This window comes from Hyalangium minutum, from assembly GCF_000737315.1.
Classification (GTDB): Bacteria; Myxococcota; Myxococcia; order Myxococcales; family Myxococcaceae; genus Hyalangium; species Hyalangium minutum.
Map to the genome: position 1 here is coordinate 187095 of NZ_JMCB01000011.1, position 21049 is coordinate 208143.

16 protein-coding genes are annotated in these 21049 nt (G+C 68.7%); 7 read left to right on the forward strand and 9 right to left on the reverse strand.

Annotation, left to right across the window (positions count from 1 at the left end):
• The first annotated feature begins 39 nt into the window (after window positions 1-39).
• The 3 genes from DB31_RS27240 (at window position 40) to DB31_RS27250 (ending at window position 5078) form a co-directional block, all read left to right on the forward strand.
• Window positions 40-1971, forward strand: coding sequence for a hypothetical protein (locus DB31_RS27240; protein WP_044192842.1), 1932 nt, complete (start codon window positions 40-42; stop codon window positions 1969-1971).
• The gene (locus DB31_RS27245) at window positions 1968-3608 is read left to right on the forward strand and encodes an SWIM zinc finger family protein (RefSeq protein WP_044192844.1); all 1641 of its coding nucleotides are present in this window, start codon (window positions 1968-1970) and stop codon (window positions 3606-3608) included. Before DB31_RS27240 ends, DB31_RS27245 begins: the two co-directional genes overlap by 4 nt.
• A gap of 168 nt (window positions 3609-3776) precedes the next feature.
• Entirely contained in the window at window positions 3777-5078 is a 1302-nt protein-coding gene (locus DB31_RS27250; protein ID WP_044192845.1) for a reverse transcriptase family protein, read from the forward strand.
• A gap of 1 nt (window position 5079) precedes the next feature.
• On the opposite strand, the gene DB31_RS27255 is transcribed toward DB31_RS27250, so the two are convergent.
• The 3 genes from DB31_RS27255 to DB31_RS27265 form a co-directional block, all read right to left on the reverse strand.
• Window positions 5080-5607, reverse strand: a complete 528-nt coding sequence (locus tag DB31_RS27255) for a DUF6484 domain-containing protein (protein ID WP_044192846.1) — start codon at window positions 5605-5607, stop codon at window positions 5080-5082.
• A 107-nt stretch (window positions 5608-5714) separates the two neighbouring features.
• The gene (locus tag DB31_RS27260) at window positions 5715-7010 is read right to left on the reverse strand and encodes a universal stress protein (protein ID WP_044192849.1); all 1296 of its coding nucleotides are present in this window, start codon (window positions 7008-7010) and stop codon (window positions 5715-5717) included.
• 77 nt (window positions 7011-7087) lie between these two features.
• Window positions 7088-8110: a 2-hydroxyacid dehydrogenase gene (locus DB31_RS27265; RefSeq protein WP_044192851.1), complete on the reverse strand. Its 1023-nt coding sequence runs from the start codon at window positions 8108-8110 to the stop codon at window positions 7088-7090.
• A 248-nt stretch (window positions 8111-8358) separates the two neighbouring features.
• On the opposite strand from DB31_RS27265, the gene trxA reads away from it, so the two are divergent.
• The 4 genes from trxA to DB31_RS27285 all read left to right on the forward strand — a co-directional run bounded on the left by trxA (window position 8359) and on the right by DB31_RS27285 (window position 13050).
• On the forward strand, window positions 8359-8805 hold the full coding sequence (trxA, locus tag DB31_RS27270; protein WP_157232201.1) for a thioredoxin: 447 nt from the start codon (window positions 8359-8361) through the stop codon (window positions 8803-8805).
• A gap of 86 nt (window positions 8806-8891) precedes the next feature.
• The gene (locus tag DB31_RS27275; RefSeq protein WP_044192856.1) at window positions 8892-10232 is read left to right on the forward strand and encodes a nicotinate phosphoribosyltransferase; all 1341 of its coding nucleotides are present in this window, start codon (window positions 8892-8894) and stop codon (window positions 10230-10232) included.
• A 323-nt stretch (window positions 10233-10555) separates the two neighbouring features.
• Window positions 10556-12436, forward strand: a complete 1881-nt coding sequence (locus DB31_RS27280; protein WP_240486910.1) for a GNAT family N-acetyltransferase — start codon at window positions 10556-10558, stop codon at window positions 12434-12436.
• 134 nt (window positions 12437-12570) lie between these two features.
• Entirely contained in the window at window positions 12571-13050 is a 480-nt protein-coding gene (locus DB31_RS27285) for a universal stress protein (RefSeq protein WP_044192861.1), read from the forward strand.
• Between the two features lie 46 nt (window positions 13051-13096).
• Here DB31_RS27285 and DB31_RS27290 read toward each other — a convergent pair whose 3' ends face one another.
• The 6 genes from DB31_RS27290 to DB31_RS27315 all read right to left on the reverse strand — a co-directional run bounded on the left by DB31_RS27290 (window position 13097) and on the right by DB31_RS27315 (window position 21046).
• On the reverse strand, window positions 13097-14575 hold the full coding sequence (locus DB31_RS27290; protein ID WP_044192864.1) for a HAMP domain-containing sensor histidine kinase: 1479 nt from the start codon (window positions 14573-14575) through the stop codon (window positions 13097-13099).
• An 86-nt stretch (window positions 14576-14661) separates the two neighbouring features.
• Window positions 14662-15456, reverse strand: a complete 795-nt coding sequence (locus DB31_RS27295) for a hypothetical protein (RefSeq protein WP_044192865.1) — start codon at window positions 15454-15456, stop codon at window positions 14662-14664.
• A 39-nt stretch (window positions 15457-15495) separates the two neighbouring features.
• Window positions 15496-16560 carry a cysteine hydrolase family protein gene (locus DB31_RS27300; RefSeq protein ID WP_044192867.1) on the reverse strand — a complete coding sequence of 355 codons (1065 nt, stop codon included), beginning with the start codon at window positions 16558-16560 and terminating at the stop codon, window positions 15496-15498.
• A gap of 197 nt (window positions 16561-16757) precedes the next feature.
• Window positions 16758-17219, reverse strand: coding sequence for a hypothetical protein (locus tag DB31_RS27305; protein WP_157232202.1), 462 nt, complete (start codon window positions 17217-17219; stop codon window positions 16758-16760).
• A 216-nt stretch (window positions 17220-17435) separates the two neighbouring features.
• Window positions 17436-18956, reverse strand: a complete 1521-nt coding sequence (locus DB31_RS27310) for a hypothetical protein (RefSeq protein WP_044192869.1) — start codon at window positions 18954-18956, stop codon at window positions 17436-17438.
• Window positions 18957-19174: 218 nt separating this feature from the next.
• Window positions 19175-21046: a hypothetical protein gene (locus DB31_RS27315; protein ID WP_044192870.1), complete on the reverse strand. Its 1872-nt coding sequence runs from the start codon at window positions 21044-21046 to the stop codon at window positions 19175-19177.
• Window positions 21047-21049: the final 3 nt, after the last annotated feature.

Genomic DNA, 21049 nt, shown 5'->3' on the forward strand with positions numbered 1-21049 from the left:
TGGGAGTAGGCAGGCAACCGGGCTAAAGAGTCCCCCTCTATGGCGGAGACCCCAAAGGAGCGCTTCCTGCGCGAGGTGCGGGAGATGGATGCCGCAGTGCGTGAGGTGCTCTCCCAGGGACTCGGGGACGAGGCGCTGCGGGAGGCCCTGGAGGCCCTGGCGCTCAAGCCCTGGTTCCGCGAGTTCTCCTGGCTGTGGGGTCCGGAGCTCGCCCAGCGCAGCCGGGTGCTGTTCCGGCCCTTCCTCCTCAACCAGCTCTCACCGTGGTCGCTCGACGCGAAGGGCAAGGCCTTCGAGGCTTGGAAGAAGCCCGAGGTGACCGCGAAGCTCCAGCCCTGGCTGGACGAGGCCGATCGCCGCGACGACGTGGAGTTGTTCCGCAAGCTCTACCTGTGGAAGCTGCGGCAGCAGGTCGACTGGAAGAAGGTGGAGGAGCAGTGGCGCCAGGAGCTGCTCGCCCGCGCCCGCTCCGCCCAGGGCCGTGCGGCGTTCAACACCGCGCTCACGAAGATGGACGTGGCCGCCTACTCGCTCGACGAGCCCACCGCCACTGCACTCTGGGAGCTGAACCCAGCGGGTGCCCGCACGTTCATCCTCCGCCACCTGCCGAGCGAGTGGGCGTTCCAACGAGAAGATCCGAAGCGCCACTGGACCACGCTGCTGGAGCACACAGAGGAAGCCAAGGACCTGGAGCTGTACTTCCCGCTCTACCAACGGCTGGTGCCGCTCAAGGTGTGGCACGCGGACGCGCTCGCCCTCTGCCGGGCCGTGGAGGAGCCCGCGGCGCTCGTCGAGGAGCTGGAGCTGCGGCACCCGCACGGCTTCCGCGTCGACCCGAAGCAGATGGCCGCCACCTTCCTCGCGCTGGCCCAGGCGCGTGGCCGAGACGTGGTGCCCTATCTCTTGAAGCACGCCCGCTCCATCTTCCCCCGCTGGCGCTTCTGGGGCGGCCAAGCAGACGCGAAGGGGCTGGTCCCGCTGCTGGAGCTGTCACGCCGCAAGGGCTGGCTCGATGTCTGGGCCACGCTGCTGCGCACCAGCGCCACCCCCGAGACGTGGAACGCGGAGGTGCAACGGCTCGTGGCGGATCGCCAGAGCCCCGAGGCGGACGTGCGCCATCATCTGCTGCTGCTCGCGGGCGTGGGCAGCGAGTACAACGGGCCGGGCTTCTCCATCGCCCAGGTGCATCCTTTAGAGGACGCGGTGGCCGTCGCGCTCTACGAGCGCTTCCCGGACCTGATGCGCGGGCCTTACCGGATGCACGCCTCGGCGTGGTGGCACCAGGGCTATCCGAAGCTCTCGGCGCGCGTCCTCGAGCGCCAGGACGAGCTGCTCATCGACTACCTGGCGAGCCGCTCCGCGCTGCAGCCCCTGCACGTGGCCCGGCCGCAGTCCCAGTGGCAGCAGACGGTGGACGCCCTCAGCCAGTACTTCGAGGCGCTCCCGGAGAAGGATGGCACCTTCGCCCGCCGGGCCTCCAACGCCCTGTCGATGATGCCGGCGTACTCGATGTCCTACACCTATGACGTGTTGCTGAAGTCCAACCGGCTCGCGCGGCTGCTCTTCGAGCGCTCCACGGACTTCTACCTCTCGGACAGTCAGTCGGTGCGGGACCTGCTGGAGTCGCCGCAGATCCACGTGCAGGCGCTGGCCTTCCGAGTGCTCGGGCGTGACGACTCGCGGGCACGCACGCTGGCAGCCCAGAATGTGGATCTGCTCCAGGCCACGCTGCTGCGGCCACTGCACCGGCGCACGCGGATGATGGCCTTCGCGGCGGTGCGGAACGCGGCCCTGGCGGATGAAGCCGCTGCGCGGCGGCTGCTGGCGCGGATGAAGGAGACCCTGACCCTGCCGGACCGGCGCTATCCCAAGGAGCAGCTCGTGGGGCTGATGGCGGAGGTGCTGCACCACTGGCCCTCGCTGCGAGGGCCGTCGGAGCGCCCGCGCATCTATGGGGAGGCCACGCCATGACGATGCTGGCCCTCAACTACGCGACGCCCAGTGTCTTCGAGTCCACGCGGGAGCGGGCCCTGCTGGGGCTGGCCGCGGATCAGCACCGTCCTGTGCGCTTCCACGCGCGGGTGAAGGAGCACCTGCTCTCGCTGCGGCTGGCGCTCCAGGCGCTCGGCTCCGTCATCTGGCGCCAGGACGAGTGGATGAGCGCGGGCGAGTACGCGAGCTTCTTCCTGGACCCGGTCATCACCATCCACCCGGACCGGGTCTTCTTCGAGGCGTTCAGCCAGGACCAGAGCACCTACGGGCTGGTAGTGGCGGACCGGGCGCTCTTCGAGCCCTCGGGGGAGGTGCGGTGCGGCACCACGAACGTGGACTTCACCGCGTGGCTGTGGGCGGCGCTGGCGGAGATGCGCTCGAGCCGGGAGACGTTCTTCCGCGTGGGACCCGAGGGCTTCGAGGTGACGACAGCAGGTGCCGGGGGCCGCTTCGAGCAGAAGGTGGACATCCCGGACCCGTGGGTGCGCGGCTTCCTCCAGCTGCAGGGCGCCATGGCACTGCCGGGGACGAAGCTGACAGTGCGGCCGGTGGATCTGCTGGCGGCGCTGCGCTTCCTGCGCTTCACCAAGGCGAAGATGTCACCGCGCGCGCTGCGCTATGAAATGGAGCCCGGCGAGGATGCGGCGCTGCTGCTAGAGCCCTGGGAGGAGCGCATCCCCCTGAAAGGCGCCAGCCACACCTATGCAGAGAAGCGCACGATCCGCACGTGGGGCCGGCGGAGGCTGCAGCTGTTGGATCCGCTGCTGCCCTACGCGGACAACGTGGACGTGTACCTCAAGGGCCGGGCGCTCCCCTCCTTCTATGCGGTGAAGCTGCCGGGAGTGACGTTCCTGCTCGGACTGTCCGGGTGGACATCGAACCAGTGGACGGGGACGGGCGGGCTCGACCTGCTGGTGCCTCCTATTAAAGGAGAGGGCCTGACGGAGCGGGTACTCGGGCTGCTGCGAGAGAAGTACGCCCTGAGCGTCGAGGAGGCGAGCACCCTGCTCGGAGCGGAGCGGCCGGCGGTGTCCCGAGCGCTGGCCTCGCTGTGCTCGGAGGGCCGAGCCATCTTCGACGTGGAGCGCCGCGAGTTCCGCCACCGGGAGCTGTTCTCGAAGCCGGTGGACCTGGAGCGGGTCTACCCGCCGGACCCGAGGCGCGAGGAGGCCGAGAAGATGGTCGCCCGAGGCCAGGTGACGATCCAGAGCTCCGAGGCGCGCGAGACGCGGAAGAAGAAGCGCCTGAAGGGGCCCGATGGAGTCCTCTACCGCGAGGTGGTGCTGCGCGACTGGGTGGTGTCGGGAAGGGTGGCGACGCAGGGGAGCGTGGAGGTGGTGCTCAACGACGAGGACCGGCTCATCTTCGGCCGCTGCGGCTGCGAGTTCTTCCAGGAGCACCTGCTGAACCAGGGCCCGTGCGTGCACCTGCTCGCGCTGATGTCGGTGGCGAAGCCCCAGAGGCAGGACCAGGCCACATCTCGGCCGGTGGACAAGGAGTCCTTGCAGAATCCCGTCCTGGCCCATAGCCCGGAGGAGCCCGAGGCACAGGAGAACGGCAGCGAGTCCGATGAGGCGGCGCTTGACGAGGACGGGGACGATGACGATAACCGCTGACGCTCCCGAGGGGGTCCGGGCCTCGCAGACGAGCCGTTCGTGCCGCGGTGTTTCGCCGCGGCGGCTTCTTGTCCCCATCACATCGCCACGGTCCCAGCGTACGCAACGCTGGGATCCCCGAGTCCAGGGCCTCGCAAGTCGTCCCCGCCCGGTCCCCTTCGGAGCACCATGAGCCTCTTCCCAAAGCTGCTCACCTGGGTGAAGACGGTGTTTGGCCAGGGGCCGCGCACGCGCCAGGTGACGCGCCTGTCCTCGGCGAACGGAGGGCCGGTGGACGCCTCGGGCCGGCCGGTGGATGTCGTCACCGAGGAGGTGGTGCTGAAGGGGCCGCTGAAGGAGAAGCATCGGCGGCTCGTGAAGCGGGACCCGCGGCTGCTGCCCAAGCCGCCTCGGAAGAGCCACTGGGAGAAGCGCAAGAAGGTGATGTCCGCGGAGGAGGCCAACCGCCTCTTCTCGGGCACCCTGCGCACGCGCAACCGGAACCTGCGCGACCTGCTCCCAGACGAGGCCCAGCTGGAGCGTTACGGGCTGCCCGTGTGGAGAAGCGAGCAGGACGTGGCCACGGCGCTGGGAATCACGGTGCGGCAGCTGCGGCACTTCTCAGTGCACCGGCAGCGAGACCGGGTGAGCCACTACGTCACCTTCGCGCTGCCGAAGCGCTCGGGAGGGCAGCGGCTCATCCACGCGCCAAAGAAGGGGCTGAAGGCGGTGCAGCGCAAGCTGCTCTCGCTGCTGGTGGAGAAGCTGCCGGTGAGCCCTCTCGCGCACGGCTTCGTGAAGGGGCGCTCGGTGCGCACGGGGGCAGAGGGGCACGTCGGCAAGGCGGTGGTGCTCCGCGTGGACCTGAAGGACTTCTTCCCCTCGGTGAGCTACGCACGGGTGCGAGGGCTGCTCATCGCACTGGGCTACGGCTATCCGGTGGCGGCCACGCTGGCCGTGCTGATGACGGAGTCCGAGCGCCAGCCCGTGGAGGTGGACGGTCAGGTGTTCTTTGTCCCGATAGGCCCGCGCGTCTGCGTGCAGGGAGCACCGACGAGCCCAGGGCTGTGCAACGCGGTGGTGCTGAGGATGGACCGGCGGCTCGCGGGGCTGGCGCGCAAGCACGGCTTCACATACTCGCGCTACGCGGATGACCTGAGCTTCTCGGGCCCGGAGCAGAAGACCGCGGAGAAGCTGCGCGCGCTGGCGGGAAAGATCATCGCGGAGGAGGGCTTCCAGGTGAACGCACCCAAGACGCGGCTGCAGCGCCGGGGCGGGCGGCAGACGGTGACGGGGGTGACGGTGAACCAGGTGCTCGGCCTGTCTCGCAAGGAACGCCGGAAGATGCGCGCGATGATCCACCAGGAGGCCTCGCGGCCTGCGGACGCGGAGAACTCCGCGCGCATCGACGGCAAGCTGGCCTACCTATCCATGCTGAACCCACGGCAGGCCGAGGCGCTCCGGACCCGCCGCAAGGGGCGCACGCGCTGAGTCAGTTGACCTGAACGCTGCCACCTTTGATGCGATTGACGCCGCTGGCGTGCGTCTCGACGTAGGTGCCCCGGAGGATGAGCTTGCCGTTGCGGCGCAGGGTGATGCTCGCCTCTCCGCACTTCAGGACGATCTCGTCCGCGCCTTCGATGGTGACGCGCTTGCCGTCCACATGGGCTTCCATGGGGGGCTCGGAGGGCGGCTGGGGCTGAGGCTCGGAGAGCATCGCATCCAGCATCGGCGTGGGGCTGCCCTGCACGAGCCCGACGATCAGCGGCAGGCGCGCATCCCCATTCTCGAACATCAACACCACACCCGGGCGGGTACTGGCCGCGCCCTGGAGCACCTCGGGCTGAAGTGGCACTGTCCTCCGGGCCACGAGCGGTCCGGCCCGGTTGCCCGGGAAGTCCACCAGCGGGAGCCCTGCGGCATCAGTGCCCACGAGCCAGCCCATCCGAGCGCCCCAGAGCGGCTCGCCGGACTCGGTGCTCGGTGCACCGGCATTCGCTGAAGCAGCAGGCAAGGTCATGTCGAGGCTCCCGAGTGGGAGCGGCGGTCTGCCGCTCGGAGGCCCAGCGTAGCCGAAGCCACCCCGCAGAGGGGCCAGGCTCCGTCCGCTGGGGCTGAGCCGGCGGCTCAAGACGCGGGGTTGCGCACCAGCACCACGGGCCGATCGCAGCGCGTCATCACCGCCTGGGCCACCGAGCCCATCACCGCCCGCATCATCCCCGTGCGGCCGTGAGTGGCCATGCAGATGAGGTCCGCGCCGTGGCGCTCGGCGGCTTGGGCGATGACACCCGCCACGTCGCTCCCGGCCGTCACCTCCAGTTCCACCTTCCGCCCCCCCTGCACCGCCGCGCGAGGCACTCGCTCCTCGAGCTGCTTCCGGAGCGCGCTCAGCTGCTCCGGGCCCGTCTGCGGCGGGGCGACATGCAGCAGGTGCACCGTGCCGCCCTGAGGCGCCAGCGCGCACGCTTGGGCGATGGCCCGGTCTCCCAGCTCGGAGAAGTCCGTGGTCACCAGCACCGTGCGCACCTGAGGCAGCTCCACGTCCGCTCCCTGCACCGCCGCGCGAGACGGCACGCACACCACCGTCATCTTCGCCAGCCGCAGCGCGTGCTGAGACACGCTCCACAGCTTCCCGAGCGCCCTGCGGTGGTGCGAGCCCACCACCAGCACGTCCACGCCCTCCTCCGCGGCCAGCGCGACGAGGTGGTCCGCGATGCGGCCCAGGCCCACCTCCAGGCGCACCCGGACGGGCTTGCCGCCCTCGGACAGCGGCTCCACCAGCACCGCGGCTTCCTTCTCCAGAGCCTGGCGCAGCGCCGGCGTCACGTCCGCGAAGCCCAGCGGGCTCTCCAGCCCCAGGCGCACGGCCTCCTCCTGGGCCCAGAAGACGCGGCCGCCCACCAGTTCGATGGGCCCCAGCTTGCGCAGCCCCTTCACCCAGTCGCGCGCCGCCGAGAAGGGCAGCGAGCGATCCACCCCCAGCATCACCTTGAGCGGCCGCTCCCCGCGCCCCCACGCCTCCAGCGACTCCACGTTCCGGGCGACGACCAGCGGCACCTCCACCGTCTGCGCCAGCCGGTCCACCGTGCCGCCCAGGCCCAGGAAGGGCGTCTCCTGGCTCGGCGCCGCCGTCACCACCATCGTGGCGCCCTGCTTCTTGGCGAACTCCTGCACCGCCGCGGCCGGCTCGCCCGTGAGCACCGTGTGCTGCACCTGGGCGCCGAGCTTCTGCATCCGCTTCGCCTCGTCGGCCAGCGCCGCCTCGGCCGCCTCCATCAGCGGCTTACCGAAGGCCCTCGCGGAGTCCTGCGGCAGCACGTGGACGAGCCACAACGGCACACCGGCCTTCCGGGCAAGCAGCGCGGCGGCATCACACGCGCGGCGGGCGGCATCGGAGAAGTTGGTGGCGCAGACGACAGGCATGGTGCCTCCGCGAAGATGGGCCCAAGGGCCAGTGGAACGAAACCTCTTCTACCTTGTTCAAGCCCCGCGCCAGAGGACTATCGCGCGGGTGTCCGTAGGACTTGTTCGGCCTTCACCTCATGGGCGAGCGGCTCGCCCCGCTCGAAGGCCTGGAGGCTGCCCAGCGTGGTGTCCGCGATGTTGCCCAGCGCCTCCCGGGTGAGGAAGGCCTGGTGGGAGGTGACCAGCACGTTCGGGAAGGTGAGCAAGCGCGCCAGCACGTCGTCCTGGAGCACCTTGCCGCTCAGGTCCTGGAAGAAGATGCCCTCCTCTTCCTCGTAGACGTCCAGCCCCGCGGCGCCCATGTGGCCACGCTTGAGGGCCTCGATGAGCGCCCGGCTGTCGATGAGCGCGCCCCGGCCCGTGTTGATCAGCATGACGCCACGCTTCATCTTCCCCAGCGCCTCGGCGCTCACCAGGTGGTGGGTGCCCGGCGTGAGCGGCACGTGCAGGGTGATGATGTCCGCGTCGCGGTACAGGGTGTCCAGCGGCACATACTGGGCTCCCAGCTCGAGCTCCACCTCCGGGTCCGGCACCACGTCGAAGCACAGCAGCCGGCAGCCGAAGCCACGGAAGATGCGCGCCGCCGCCCGGCCAATGCGCCCAGTCCCCACCACCCCCACCGTCTTCCCGTGCAGGTCGAAGCCCACCAGCCCGTCCAGGGAGAAGTTCCAGTCGCGCACCCGCGCATACGCTTGATGGATGCGGCGGTTGAGCGCCAGCACCAGCGCCACCGCATGCTCCGCCACGGCATAGGGCGAGTACTCGGGAACGCGCACCACCCGGATGCCCAGCCGCGCCGCGGCCACGAGGTCCACGTGGTTGTAGCCCGCCGAGCGCAGCGCCACCACGCGCGTGCCGCCAGCGGCCAGCACCTCCAGGGCCGCGGCGTCCACCTTGTCATTGACGAACGAGCACACCCCCGGAAAGCCCTGGGCCAGCTGCGCCGTCTGCGCGGTGAGCCGCGGCTCGAAGAACACGAGCGCGTGGCCAAACCGGGCGTTGGACGCTTCCAGCGCCTCCCGGTCGTAGCGATGCGTGTCGAAGACCGCCACCTTCATGAGACCCTCCGTTTCAAGGTGTTGCCCAGCCCCCCGTGCGCCATCCGCCGCAGGGGCATGCTCTCACTGCTGGAGAGCGGCCAGGCACCCAGTGGCTGTGCAGGTCCGCCGTCCCTCGCCAGATTCGCCTCCGCGGTTCCAAAATCCAAGGAGTTGCGTGAGTCAGCCCCTGTACTCCCGGTGGGGGCAGACGGGCGTCTTCTGTGGGCCGCTTTATCTTGTGGGGAAAGAGGCCTCGGAGGTTGCCCATGTACCGCTGTCCTACCTGTGGTGCTTTCAACCGTGTCCCTGCCACCCGTCCCTCGGGACTTCCCGCGTGTGGCCGCTGCCACGGCGCGCTCGATACTTCGGGAAAACCCCAATCGGTGGATGGAGAGGGGCTCGCGCGGGCGGTGGCCTCGTCGCCGGTGCCCGTGCTGGTGGACGTATGGGCGCCCTGGTGCGGGCCATGCCGGATGGTGGCTCCCGTGTTGGAAGCAGTGGGGCAGTCGCAGGCGGGGCGGCTCATCGTTCTGAAATTGAACTCGGAAGAACATCCGGAGGCCGCCTCGCGGCTGAGCGTGAGGGGCATCCCTACTTTTGTCCTCTACGCCCACGGGCGTGAGGTGGCGCGGCGCAGCGGGGCCATGCCGCGCGCGGAGCTGGAGCGCTGGCTCCATGAGGCCTGGGGCAGCTCGGAGGAAGTGCGCATGTAGCGGGGAGTGGAGAACCCGAACGGTTGAGGGCGCGGGAGGTGCCTCGGCCAGCGAGCGAAGGATGCAGGTGGGGAATGAGGCGGACCATGGATGAGAGCGCAGCGCTGTTCACCGACTTGTACGAGTTCACCATGGTGGACGGCTACCTCCAGGAGGACATGCACGACGAAGCGGTGTTCAGCCTCTTCGTCCGCCGCCTCCCCGCGCGACGCAACTTCCTGATGGCCTGTGGGCTCGAGGATGCGCTGCGCTACCTGGAGACGCTGCGCTTCACCCCCGCGCAGCTCGACTACCTGGCCTCGCTCCAGCTCTTCTCGGATCGGCTGCTGCGCTACCTGGAGCGCTTCCGCTTCTCGGGCGAGGTGTGCGCCGTCCCTGAGGGCACGCCCCTCTTCGGCGAGGAACCCCTCCTGGAGGTCATCGCGCCGCTGCCCGAGGCCCAGCTGTTGGAGACGTACCTGCTCAACCAGGTCCACCTGCAGACGCTGGCGGCCTCCAAGGCCACCCGGGTCATCGGTGCGGCGGCAGGGCGCCCGGTGGTGGAGTTCTGCCTGCGGCGCAGCCATGGCATGGACGCCGGGCTGAAGGTGGCGCGCGCGGCCTTCATCGCGGGGTTGGATGCCACCTCCAACATGCTGGCCGGGCAGCGCTACGGCATCCCTGTGAAGGGAACCATGGCGCACAGCTTCGTGCAGGCCCATGAGGGCGAGCTGGAGGCCTTCCGCACCTTCACGCGCTACTTCCCGGACAGCACCCTGCTGGTAGACACCTACGACACACTGCGCGGCGTTCAGCACGTCATCCGTCTGGCACGCGAGCTGGGAGAGGGCTTCCACGTGCGCGCAGTGCGGCTGGATTCGGGAGACATGCTGGCGCTGTCGCGCGCGACACGGCAGATGCTGGACGAGGCGGGGCTGCAGCGCGTGAACATCATTGCCAGCGGCAACCTGGACGAGGACTCCATCGCGCGGCTGGTGGCCGAGGAAGCGCCCATCGATTGTTTCGGCGTGGGGACGTCGCTCGGGACGTCCTCGGACGTGCCGTGCCTGGACATGGTCTACAAGCTGGTGGCGTACGCGGGGAAGGATCGCATCAAGCTGTCCACCGCGAAGGCCCTCCTCCCGGGCCGCAAGCAGGTGTTCCGCGAGGAAGAGAACGGCGTGGCGCGCCGGGACGTGCTGGCCCGTCACGGAGAGCAGCTGAAGGGCCGCCCACTGCTGCACCCGGTGATGCGGGGCGGCAAGCGGATGGAAGGAGCGTCGCCTTCACTCACGGAGGTCCGCGCCTACGCGCGGCGCGAGCTGGAGCGGCTGCCTCCCGAGCTGCGGCAGTTGGAGCCCATCTCTCCTCCCTACCGGGTGGAGGCGAGCCCGGTGCTGGCCTGGACGCGCGAACAGCTGACGGAGGCGTGGGAAGCGAGCCCCTGAGCTCGCGCCCCTCCGCCTGACGGGAAAAGTCGGCCTCCGCGTGCCACCCCCGTGGACACGCGGAGACCTACCCCTTTCCTCGGGCCGCGGGTCTTCGCCTGCGGGCCCTCGGACTTCCCGGGTGAGCGCTCCTGGAGCAATGCGCGTGCCGGGGCCGCTCTCCCTCGGGAGCCGCTCTTCACGACGCTGGAGCAGCGCAAGGACTGCGTCCGCGCCAGATGTCAGGCGCAAAGCATGCGGGCCTGGGGGGGCCTTCCCCCCTTGAAAGGGCTCTGGAATGAAGGCTGCTACACGGGAGCACTCTCATGGGAGGTTTCCGGCACGTGTTGGACTGGAGAGCGCGGTACGCGGACAAGGTGGTGACGGCGGAGGAGGCCATCCGGAGCATGGCTCCGGGGCGGCGCATCCTCATCGGCTCGGGGGCCGCGGAGCCCGTCACCTTGGTGAAGGCGATGGTGGAGCAAGGCACCCACCTGGCTGACAACGAGGTGGTCCACCTGCTGACCCTGGGCCCGGCCCCTTACGTGGAGCCCGAGCACTCGGATCGCTTCCGGCACATCGCCTTCTTCATCGGCTCCAACGTGCGCAAGGCGGTACAGGAGGGGCGCGCGGACTTCATGCCGGTGTTCCTGTCGGAGATCCCCGAGCTGATCCGCAGCCGGCGGGTCCGCGTGGACGTGGCGATGATCCAGGTGAGCCCGCCGGACGCGCACGGGTACGTGAGCCTGGGCGTGTCGGTGGACATCGTCCGCAGCGCGGTGGACTCGGCCACGCTCATTATTGCCGAGGTCAACCCGCGCATGCCGCGCACGCACGGGGACTCGTTCTTCCCCGTCAGCCGGTTCCACAAGCTGGTGCCGGTGGACGTGCCGCTGCTGGAGCGCGAGGCCGAGCCGCTGGACGCGGTGGCCCAGAGCATTGGCCAGCACATCGCCGCGCTCATTCCTGACGGGGCCACGCTGCAAACGGGCATTGGAAAGATTCCGGACGCGGTGATGGCGCAGCTGGGCAATCACCACGACCTGGGCGTGCACACGGAGATGTTCTCGGACGGGGTGATGCGGCTGGTGGAGGCGGGCGTCATCACCGGGCGGAAGAAGACGCTGCTCCAGGGCAAGCTCGTCACCTCCTTCATCATGGGCAGCCAGGAGCTCTACGCGTGGGCCCACGAGAACCCGGCCATCGAGATGCGCCCAAGTGACTTCACCAATGATCCGGGGACCATCGCTCGCAATGACCGGATGATCGCCATCAACGGGGCGCTGGCGGTGGACCTGACGGGCCAGGTGGCCTCGGACACGCTGGGTGGGAACTTCTTCTCGGGCATCGGCGGGCAGGTGGACTTCATCCGCGGGGCGCGGCGCAGCCGGGGCGGCAAGCCCATCATCGCCCTGCCCTCCACGGCCAAGGGCGGCAAGGTCAGCCGCATCCAGGCGGCGCTGGAGCCGGGCACGGGCGTGGTGACGAGCCGCGGGGACGTGCACTACGTGGTGACGGAGTTCGGGGTGGCGGACCTGTGGGGGAAGAACATCCGCGAGCGGACGCTGGCGCTCATCGACATCGCCCACCCGGACTTTCGCGGCGAGCTGATGGCGGTGGCCAAGGGGCGGAAGTTCGTGCTGCCGGATCAAGTGGTGCCCCGGGCGCGCTACCCGTGGACGGAGGAGAAGCACGAGCGGACACTCTCGGGCACGGAGCTGGTCATCCGCCCTGCGCGCATCACCGACGAGCGGGCGCTGCAGGAGCTGATGTACAGCCTGTCCAACGACAGCTGCTACCGGCGCTTCATGAGCTACAAGAAGGTGCACCCGCACGAGGAGATGCAGGACCTGGTGAACCTGGACTACGAGCAGAACATGGCGCTGGTGGCCTGCGTGCCGGGGACCGAGGAGATCATCGGCGTGGTGCGCTACGACGTGGAGCCGGCGACGCGGCTGGCGGACGTGGCCTTCGTGGTGCGGGACGACTGGCAGGGCAAGGGCGTGGGGACGCTGCTGATGAGGCGCATCCGCGAGGCCGCCGCGGCGCGGGGGCTCCCGGGCTTCCAGGCGGACGTGCTGGCGACGAACAAGCCCATGCTGGACGTGTTCCACGAGAGCGGGCTCACCGTGCACGCCACCCTGGAGCAGGACACCTACCACGTGAAGATGTTCTTCCCAGAGACGCACCCGCGCGAGCCCGCGCGGCCCGTGGGTCCGGGGTAGGCGCCCAGGTGAGCCTGCGCAGAAATTGCGGCCCGTGGAGGCGTCACCGCAGCCACTGCGCCCTGGCGCCCTGAAGCCCGAGGGAGGTGCCCTGGCACGATTCATGGAGTGAGAGAGGGGGCATGGAGGGTGCAATGCGCAGAATCCTCGTGGCAGTGGATGGCACACAGGCCTCGCGGGAGGCCGCCCGGACGGCGCTGGAGTACGCCAGCGGGATGAGCAGCCGGGTGACCTTCGTCCACGTCCTGCCGGAGCGCGTGGCCGAGGAGGCGGGCGAAGCTCCCGAGTTCGCTGACTTCGAGCGCGCCTGCGAACAGTACGCCGAGGCACTCCTCAAGGAGACGTGCGCCAACACCCAGAGCCGGCACCCAGGAGCCAACACGCTGGTGGCACATGGAGAGCCCGCGGCCGTGCTCAGTGAGTTGGCGGAGGAAGAGGATGTGGTGCTGGTCATCGTCGGCGCGAGGGCGCGAGGCTCGCTGGCGCGCACGCTGCTCGGGAGCGTCTCGGGAGAGCTGATGTGCCGGTGTCCCAAGCCGGTGCTGGTGGTTCCCGAGCGCGCGGCCCTCGGCCTGCTGCCCCGTGTCCCAGGTGAAGAGCCCCCTGTCTGCTGATCCCCGGCCCCGCGCGGGTGTGAAGCGCGTGCTCAGGGACGCCAAGTCAATGCATCGCGCCGTCCGGAGTCCACGTGGGCGAAGACGCCGGCAGTGTGCTCGTGGGCTGAACCGAGGGCACGAGCGGCAGGCGGACCTGGAACATGGAGCCCTGGCCCGGATGGCTGTCCACCTCGATGCGTCCTCCATGCGCCTCGACGATGCGCCGGGCCACGGAGAGCCCCAGGCCCGCGCCCTGCGCGTGCGCGCGTGCACCGTGGGTGCGCTGGAACGGAGCGAAGAGGTGGCGCTGCTCGTCCTCGGAGATGCCGATGCCCTGGTCGGAGACACAGAAGAGGGCTTCCTCGCCCTCGCTCAGCACGGTGACCTCCACGCGCGTACCCGAGGGTGAGTACTTCAAGGCGTTGCTCACGAGGTTGTTGAGCACCTGCTCGATGCGGGCGCCATCGCAGCGCAGGTGCACCGGGGCGTCGGGCAGGGAGAGGATGAGCTCATGGCTCGGCCCGGTGGCCTGGTACAGCTCCACCACGCCGCGAGCCAGCTCGCGGGCATCGCGCTCCTCGAGCTGAAGCTCCAGCTTGCCCGCCTCGATGCGGGTGGCGTCGAGCAAGTCCCCCACCATGCGGTCCAGGCGCGCCACCTGCCGGCGCATCAGGGCGAGCATCTTCTGGAGACGCTCGGGCGAGGCATCGGCCCGGCCCGGGTCGGCGAGGGCAGTGGACATCTTCAACGCGGAGAGCGGGTTGCGCAGATCATGGGCCACACCGGCCAGGAAGGTGAGCTGATCCTCCTGCTGCCGGGAGAGCGAGGAGGCCATCTCATTGAAGGTGCGGGCCATCTCGCGCAGCTCCGCGGGCCCTGTCTCGGGGGCTCGCGTGCGCTTGTGCCCCGAGCCGAAGCGGCGCATGGCGCGGCTGATCTGGATGACCGGAACGAGCACGGAGCGCCGGACCCAGAAGAGGACCACGGCCATCACCGCGAGCAACAGCACCGCGAGCGTGATGCCCCAGACGCTGACCCACTCGTCCCAGCGGTTGGCCTTCGCCTGCGCTACGCGGGCCTCCTGCACGTTGAAGTCGACGAGCTGCTCCAGAAGGGACAGCGCTTCATCGAGCCGGGGTGCCACCTTGCCTGCCACCTGTGTGGGAGCCACTCCTTGGGTCTCTTCACGGGCGGCCAGGTAGGCGCTCACCTTCTCGTCAATCTCCTGGAGCATCGCCCGCTCCTCGGTCGTGACGGCCAGAGGTCTCATCTCGGCGAGCAGCGTTTGGAGCCGCGCTTCGCTGACGGCGAGCGGCCCGGGCGGAGCCTCCAGGCCAGGGGAGAGCCGCACCTCGGCCTGACGGGAGTGGGTGAGCAGCTCCACCTCCAGTTCCTCCGCGAGACGGACCTCGTCAATGGAGGAGCTGAGGTGAGAAGTCACCTGATGCAGGTACCCGGTGAGGACGATGAGCGAGCCAACGGCCGCCAGCACGAGCACTCCCAGCACGGTGAGGATGGCGGTCAGGACGGCCTTGATACTCATGGGGTGGGTCGCTCCCCTCCTGAGTACGGAACAGGCGCGCGGCAGGAATTCCTTTCACGCGCCTGTCCGGAGAGGGAGCGAGGGGCTCAGCGCCCGAAGCCACCCAGCGCCGTGCGGCTGAAGCTGGCCGCGCCCTGGCTGACGCGGACGGCCGACTGGCTGAACACCTGGAACGCCTGGCGGATCTCCTGCGCGCTCTGGCCGGGCGTGAGGATCCACTTGTCGTCGATGCCCATGTCCTTGAAGACCTTGCGGAAGTCCGTGGAGCCGTCGCTGATGCCCATGGCCGCGACGATGTGGTTCTCCGCGCGCTGCAGGTCCTTCACGAGCGCGGCCACCTCCTTGGCCCGGGCGTTCTGCGAGTGGCAGTCCCCACCGTCGGTGATGATGAGGGTGACGGTGCGGGCGGACACGCCGTTGCGTGTGAACTCCTGGGACTTGGCCAGCACCGTGCCCAGCAGCACCACGGTCTGGTCATAGAGCGGCGTGCCGAGGCTCGGGTTGTAGTTCTTGTCGTGCATCCGCACGACGTCCTCGAGCGGCCGGTACGGGTTGAGCACGAAGCCGTTGAGGTAGCGCGTGTGGAACAGCACGGTGTCGCTCTGCTTGCTGGCCAGGAGCGCATCGAGCACCTGGTTGTGCCCGTCGCACACGAGCCGGGCGTTGTTGGCGTGCTGGATGCTGCCGGAGTCATCCGGCATCACGGTGACGAGGACCACTTCGCTGGCCTGGACGTCGTCCACGCTGACGCCGAGGCCGGCCTGGATCTGCGCCCCGAGGTCCACCACCGTGAGGGCCTGGAGGCCCGCAGGGCTGAGGACGCCCTCCGCGTGCGCATTCTGGAACAGCTGCGAGACCTGGGTGCCATTGCTGGTGCTCATGACAGTTCTCCTGAAGTTCTTCGGGTCAGTGCTCGCGCATCAGCCGATGCGCAGGTCGGGCCAGCTGGCCAGCGGGTCGGTGCTCTTCACCAGGTGCATGCCCGCGTCGGCGAAGCGCTTGAGGGCGGCCTCGGCCTGCGGGGTGAAGTCGGCGGCGAAGCCCCCCTTGCCATCGGGCACCGTCACGGCCGACATGCAGTCGGTGAGCAGGTACACCTTGCGAGCGAGCGCGGCGTCCTGGGCGACGATCTCGCTGAGCAAGTCGTCGATGGAGCTCTTCACGCAGTGGCTGGCGGCCTGGCCGGCGATGACGACGGCGTCGGCGGTGAGCAGCGTCTTGAGGAACTGGGTGTTGCGCTGGGCGAGCGGCTGGCCGTCGTGGCGGCTGAGCACCTCGGGGCGCAGCACCGAGTAGTTCTCCGTGAGCGGGTTGCCGCCCTTCACCTCGCACCACGACTGGGCGCCGCGGGCGAAGGCGTGGAAGAGGCGAGCCTCCTGCACGACACCGGCCAGGGCGTGCCCGTCGCCGCCGAGCAGGCAGTGCGGGGGCCACAGGTAGAGGGTGTACTTGCCGGCGCGCTCGAGCTCCTCGCAGTAGTACTTCACCTGCTTGAGGAGCCAGGGGTAGTTGCCGCCGCAGAGCCACTTGGCGACGGCGGGGTTGGGGCGCACCTGGCCGCGCTCGATCTGCTCGCGGGTCACCTCGCGGTACGGGGTGAGCGGCTGGTCGTTCTGGTCCACCCAGAACGAAGGGAAGAAGATCTGGTAGGCGAAGTGCGTGTCGAGCGTGGTGGTGACGTTCGTCAGGGCGCCGAGGTTCTTGTAGACGAACTCGGCGATGCGGCGGCTGTCTTCGATGGCGCCCTTGCCGCTGCGGCCGGCCACGTAGAGCGAGCCCTCGGGGAAGCAGAAGTCCTTCTGCACGTCGATGAGGAGCAGGTGCAGGTTGAACTTGTCCGTGGCCGAGGGAGCCAGGTCATGCGCCGCGCGCCACGTGGCGGCCTCCACCTGGATCTTTCCGGCGTTGGGGCCGTAGCCGTACGAGCCTGCGTTGTCCGGCCGGTAGAACGACGGAAGCGGAAGCTCCTTCACCTGGGTCTTCATGGCCTTCTCCTCTCTGGGCCGCCTCGTTGCGACCCCCTTCGTGTATCGACAACACCAACATAGTGTCCGAGTTACACCATGTCAAGGCGATCGGATCCGTTTCCTGGGTGGACCCAGGCAAGGGCTTGGTTTTGCTGGGGAATACGGAGACTGGCGGAGGACTACGTGCGAGACGCCCTAGGGGGAAATAACGGCCCTCACATCCCGCTGGGTGCTCCAAGAACTCGTTCCACCCAATCACGAGTCTCACCGGTCTCTCGCATGAGAGCGTTGAAGGCTCCTGCACGAATCAACTCGACCAACCGCTCGTCTCGCCCGATGAACTGGGGGATCTCCCAGGGGAAGGTGAGAGCAACCTCGCCCTCCTTCCGAAACCCTGGGATGGCGCAGAGCGCCTCCAAGTAGCGCGCGTAGGTGTCAAAGAAGCGGTCCACACTCGAGGCAATCGGCAGCGCCGAGGGCACCTCATAGGTGTCTACCTCGACGACGGGCTGGCACCCCTGGGAGTCAGCCAGCGATGGGACCGTGGCGTAGGAATAGGCCATCCCCGGCGTGCCCCCGAAAGCGAAGAGCTTCAGCGACAACGGTTTGAGCCGCCCCTCGCTCCACTGCACATTGTCCCTGATCAGCTCATTGCCGTTGTCATCACACCGGGCCAAGACGACCCCAGCAACGTCCGTGGCAAAGGAGGCCTGCCCCCATCGCGAGTAGACAGCTGAGAGCATTGGATCGAGTGGATGCCCCTGGATGAGCATTCCCGGTTGGGGAGGAGCATGCCCAGGTGGTTCTGTCAGCACCGTGAGACCCAGACGCTGGCATGTGGTCATCAGCCGCTCGAGACCCGGTAGCTCCATGGTCGTCACGCATCATCCTCCCTAGGGTGAGCCTCTGAGAAACAGCCGCTCCACCTCCTTGAGCGCTGCTGTCTCAGCCTCCCCCAGCGTCCTGGTCACTCCCAGCGGGTCCCTTATCTGGTCGTACCAAGGAGAAAACTGAGCATCAATGGCCCTGGCCGCATCACGCACCTCTTGGGCCGTTGGCTCGGGCCGCAGTTGCCGAAAACGGTCCCATGCTCGGTTGATGTGCTCGTGTACCTTGTACTGAACCAAGGCGAGATTCTCTGCGGCATTCACGTTCTCATCTGGAAACAGATGGGCGTGTTCCAACTGACGCCGATGGTGGATCGGGTAGTCCCTGCCGCCTTTCTCGATGATGTCCTTCAATTCAGGGCGCAGGCTCTTATAGGAACTGCGGGCTTCAGCTCGGATTCTCCGTTTGGCGCTTTCATCCAGGCGTGTGTGGGCGAGTTGCTCAATGCGCTCCATCAGCCCTCGCAGAGACGCCCTCTCCTCGGCCGTGAGGGCGCGTTCGCCCTCCAGCTGCACCTTGGCCCACAGCCACTCGAACTCCCGCTTCTTGTCCCCAGGCAAGCGCAACAGCGCGGTTCGCAGCCAACCCGTCGCCGCCTCGCCGCCACGTACCAGCGCCCGGCGCATGGCGGACCCAGCCCAGCGGGCCAAGTAGCCGCCCCCCTTCAGCAGCACACCCCCGGCGTACCAGAGCGCCAGCTCTTCAGTTCCGCGACGGGCCGCCCACTCAGCGCCCTCGCGGACTTCGTAACGCCATCTCCAGAGGATGGACTCATGCATCGCCCGGTATTCGGCGACGAAGGCGGCATTGATCTCCGGTGCTAGCGGCGGGCGCTCCACTCTCGCGGACTCCACCCAGCCCACAGCCTCGGACTCCTGAGCTCGGTGGAGCAGCCTCAGACGCACGATGACGGTGCGAGGTCCCATCCCCAAGGTGAACGGAAGGAGAACTTGCACCGCCTGCGAGGCCACCAGCGAAGAGATGGGCCGCAGCCGCCCTCCTCCACGCTCAACCTGAAAGAGGCGCGGGCGCCAGCCCTCGATATGGCCGTCTTCCAGGTGCACCTCGACTTCGGCCCAGGCCTCACCCTCCGCAGGCACCTCCATGGAGGCCAGCAGCTTGTGCAACTGCTCGGTGCTGTCACGCACCAGCTCTGCTGGGAACTCCCTCAGCAGTACCGGCAGCACACGCGCCTCGGGGGGACGTCGCTCAGCGGAGACCGCGTACCCCACCGCCCATTGCGTCTGCTCCCGCCGAAGAGTGAGGGTGGTCTGCCCGGTGTGGCGCTGGGAGTATTCGGAAAATACGGTGGCCAGCGTGTCGCGTGTTTTCTCATCATCCAGCGGAGCGGCGGCAGGCCCATTCAGCCCTTGTGCCGAGAAGTCCGTCAGCGAGAGCGCCCCACGCTCGTTCCAGAAGGTAAAGGAGAGGCGCACACCTTGCGCGTAGGGAGTCTTGGACACGGCACTTATCTGCGCTGCGAGCAGAGCGGCTTCCGACTCGGCGGCTTGCTCCAGTTCCTGCATGCGCTCTCCGGGAGGGAGACTTGTGCCGGCGGTTCCTCCGCCTCCCAGTTCACCCGGCGTTGCACATCCAGTGGCCGCCAACGTGAGCCACCCGACCAGCAGGCATAAAGCGCACCGCCGCAAGGCCCCCCACACGTTCGCCGCCACTCAGCACCTCCTTGGGTCTTCCGCGGGCACATCGACGAGTGAAGATGCCCCGTTGGCGCTGAAGTCTTAGCTCAGGCCATGCGCAGGCCGGAGATGTCCTGGCGGCGCACGACGGTGAGGCCGTTGCGCGTCATGAAGAGTCGGCAGCCAGCATCCACGAAGGCCTCGGCATCCGGGAACTCACGCACCGCCTCGAGGCGCCCCTGGCGCAGTTCCACGCGCGTCAGCCCTGTGTCTGTAGCGGCGAAGAGCACATCCCCCACCGCGCACTTGCCGCGCAGCGTGCCGAGCCATGAGCCGTCGCCCGCCTCCGCATGGGCGCTCGCGCGCACCGTTCCATCCGCACCCACCACCACGCAGTGGTGCACCGTGCGCCCGTTGCTCTCTTCCGCCAGGAGCAACCACGCGTTCTGGCCCTCGAAGAGGCAGTCCACGTCCACGAGCTTTCCCGAGGGCCAGGGCAGTGTCAGCCCATCCTTGATCCCCGGACGCGAGGCATCGAACACGAAGGCCCCTCGCAGGCTTCCTGCGCGGTGGAAGCCCAGGCCGAAGCGCGGCCCCACGAAGAGCCGCGTCTGTCCCTGCAGCACATCACCGATGCGCTCAGGCCCGAACGCTCCATCGCGCCACAGCCCTCCCGCGTGTGCCCAGTACCGGTGGCTTGCGTTGGCCGCGAAGGCCGGGCGGCCCTCGGGAGAATCCACGCCCAGCTTCTCAGGCGCACGGCCCGACGTGAGCACCGCCAGCTCGCCTCCCCGCCCCACCAGTGTCATGTCACCCTGGAGCACCCAGTGGAGCGACGGATCCAATGGACCGTGCAGCACCGGCCGCCCGTCCTCGCGCCGGTAGGCTCCATCCTCGTAGTAGAGCCAGCGCAGCACTCCGTCCTCGGCCGAGGCGTGGACGATGACGCCTCGCGTGGAGAAGAGCCGCATCGCAGACACCTGTCCCCGAACCGAAGTGACGGGAGTCGAAGCCGCTGCCGCATGCGGGCTGCACGTCGGGCACGCCAGGCGCGCGTGCTCCACCCCACACGAGGGGCACACCGTGAAGCGCAGCGCGTCCAGCAGACGCGTCGGGAAGGGACCGCGCAAATCCTCGACGAAGATCCGGTGGAGCTGATGCAACAGGTCATCCGGCAGCGTAGTTAGCGGCAGCGCGGGCTTCGGGTACTGCACGTCACTGTGGAAGACCGTGAGGCGCTGGTGAACCCGGACCGCAGGCGTGGCGCGCGGCGTGGGCGGCTGCGGACGGTGGACACCTCCATATGGCCCCACGCACAGCAGGCTCTGCATCAGCGCCACCGCGTACGCATACCAGTCACTGTCTTGCGACGCCGGGCGCCCCGGGCTCAGCGCCGTGGCCGACGTGCCCGTGAGCCGCAGGGGGTCCAGGAACCGCTCGGTGAAGACCGCTGACAAGAACTGAGCAAATTGGAAGCTGTCCGCGTCAATCAGGTAAGCGTCCGAGCCGGACACCAGCACGTTGAGGTCATTGAAGTCCCCCACCACCACGCCACTGTTGTGCACGGCCTCCAGTGTGCGGTGCAGGCCTCGCATCACCTCGGTGACGTGCGCGGAGGTGGCTCCCGCTCGGCGGTAGGCCGGATCGCTGAAGCGGCGCAGCGGCTCGATGGAGTCCAGCTTGCGCATCGCGTAGCCCAGCACCAATTGCCCGCGCCGATCCGTGGCCAGCGTCTGCGGCACCACCACCCGCGCCGGCATCACCTTCGGGAACGCCTTCAGCTTGCTCTGGTGCTCGTCCAGGCGCGCTCGCGCCGCAGCCTGCTCCTCGGGCAAGCCCTGGTAGTCCGGGTGCTCGGGTGGCTTGAACACCTTGAGCGCCCGGCCGTCGCCCAGGTCGAACACGTCCGCCTCGCCGCCCTTCCCGAGCGCCTTCGTCGGGTCCAGCCGGATCTTCTTCCCCTCAAGATAGACGTCCATGGC

Coding starts and splice junctions, on each gene's coding strand:
- DB31_RS27240 (WP_044192842.1), top strand. CDS start 40: ATGGCGGAGACCCCAAAGGAGCGCTTCCTGCGCGAGGTGCGGGAGATG.
- DB31_RS27245 (WP_044192844.1), top strand. CDS start 1,968: ATGACGATGCTGGCCCTCAACTACGCGACGCCCAGTGTCTTCGAGTCC.
- DB31_RS27250 (WP_044192845.1), top strand. CDS start 3,777: ATGAGCCTCTTCCCAAAGCTGCTCACCTGGGTGAAGACGGTGTTTGGC.
- DB31_RS27255 (WP_044192846.1), bottom strand. CDS start 5,607: ATGACCTTGCCTGCTGCTTCAGCGAATGCCGGTGCACCGAGCACCGAG.
- DB31_RS27260 (WP_044192849.1), bottom strand. CDS start 7,010: ATGCCTGTCGTCTGCGCCACCAACTTCTCCGATGCCGCCCGCCGCGCG.
- DB31_RS27265 (WP_044192851.1), bottom strand. CDS start 8,110: ATGAAGGTGGCGGTCTTCGACACGCATCGCTACGACCGGGAGGCGCTG.
- trxA (WP_157232201.1), top strand. CDS start 8,359: ATGTACCGCTGTCCTACCTGTGGTGCTTTCAACCGTGTCCCTGCCACC.
- DB31_RS27275 (WP_044192856.1), top strand. CDS start 8,892: ATGGATGAGAGCGCAGCGCTGTTCACCGACTTGTACGAGTTCACCATG.
- DB31_RS27285 (WP_044192861.1), top strand. CDS start 12,571: ATGCGCAGAATCCTCGTGGCAGTGGATGGCACACAGGCCTCGCGGGAG.
- DB31_RS27290 (WP_044192864.1), bottom strand. CDS start 14,575: ATGAGTATCAAGGCCGTCCTGACCGCCATCCTCACCGTGCTGGGAGTG.
- DB31_RS27295 (WP_044192865.1), bottom strand. CDS start 15,456: ATGAGCACCAGCAATGGCACCCAGGTCTCGCAGCTGTTCCAGAATGCG.
- DB31_RS27300 (WP_044192867.1), bottom strand. CDS start 16,560: ATGAAGACCCAGGTGAAGGAGCTTCCGCTTCCGTCGTTCTACCGGCCG.
- DB31_RS27310 (WP_044192869.1), bottom strand. CDS start 18,956: ATGCAGGAACTGGAGCAAGCCGCCGAGTCGGAAGCCGCTCTGCTCGCA.
- DB31_RS27315 (WP_044192870.1), bottom strand. CDS start 21,046: ATGGACGTCTATCTTGAGGGGAAGAAGATCCGGCTGGACCCGACGAAG.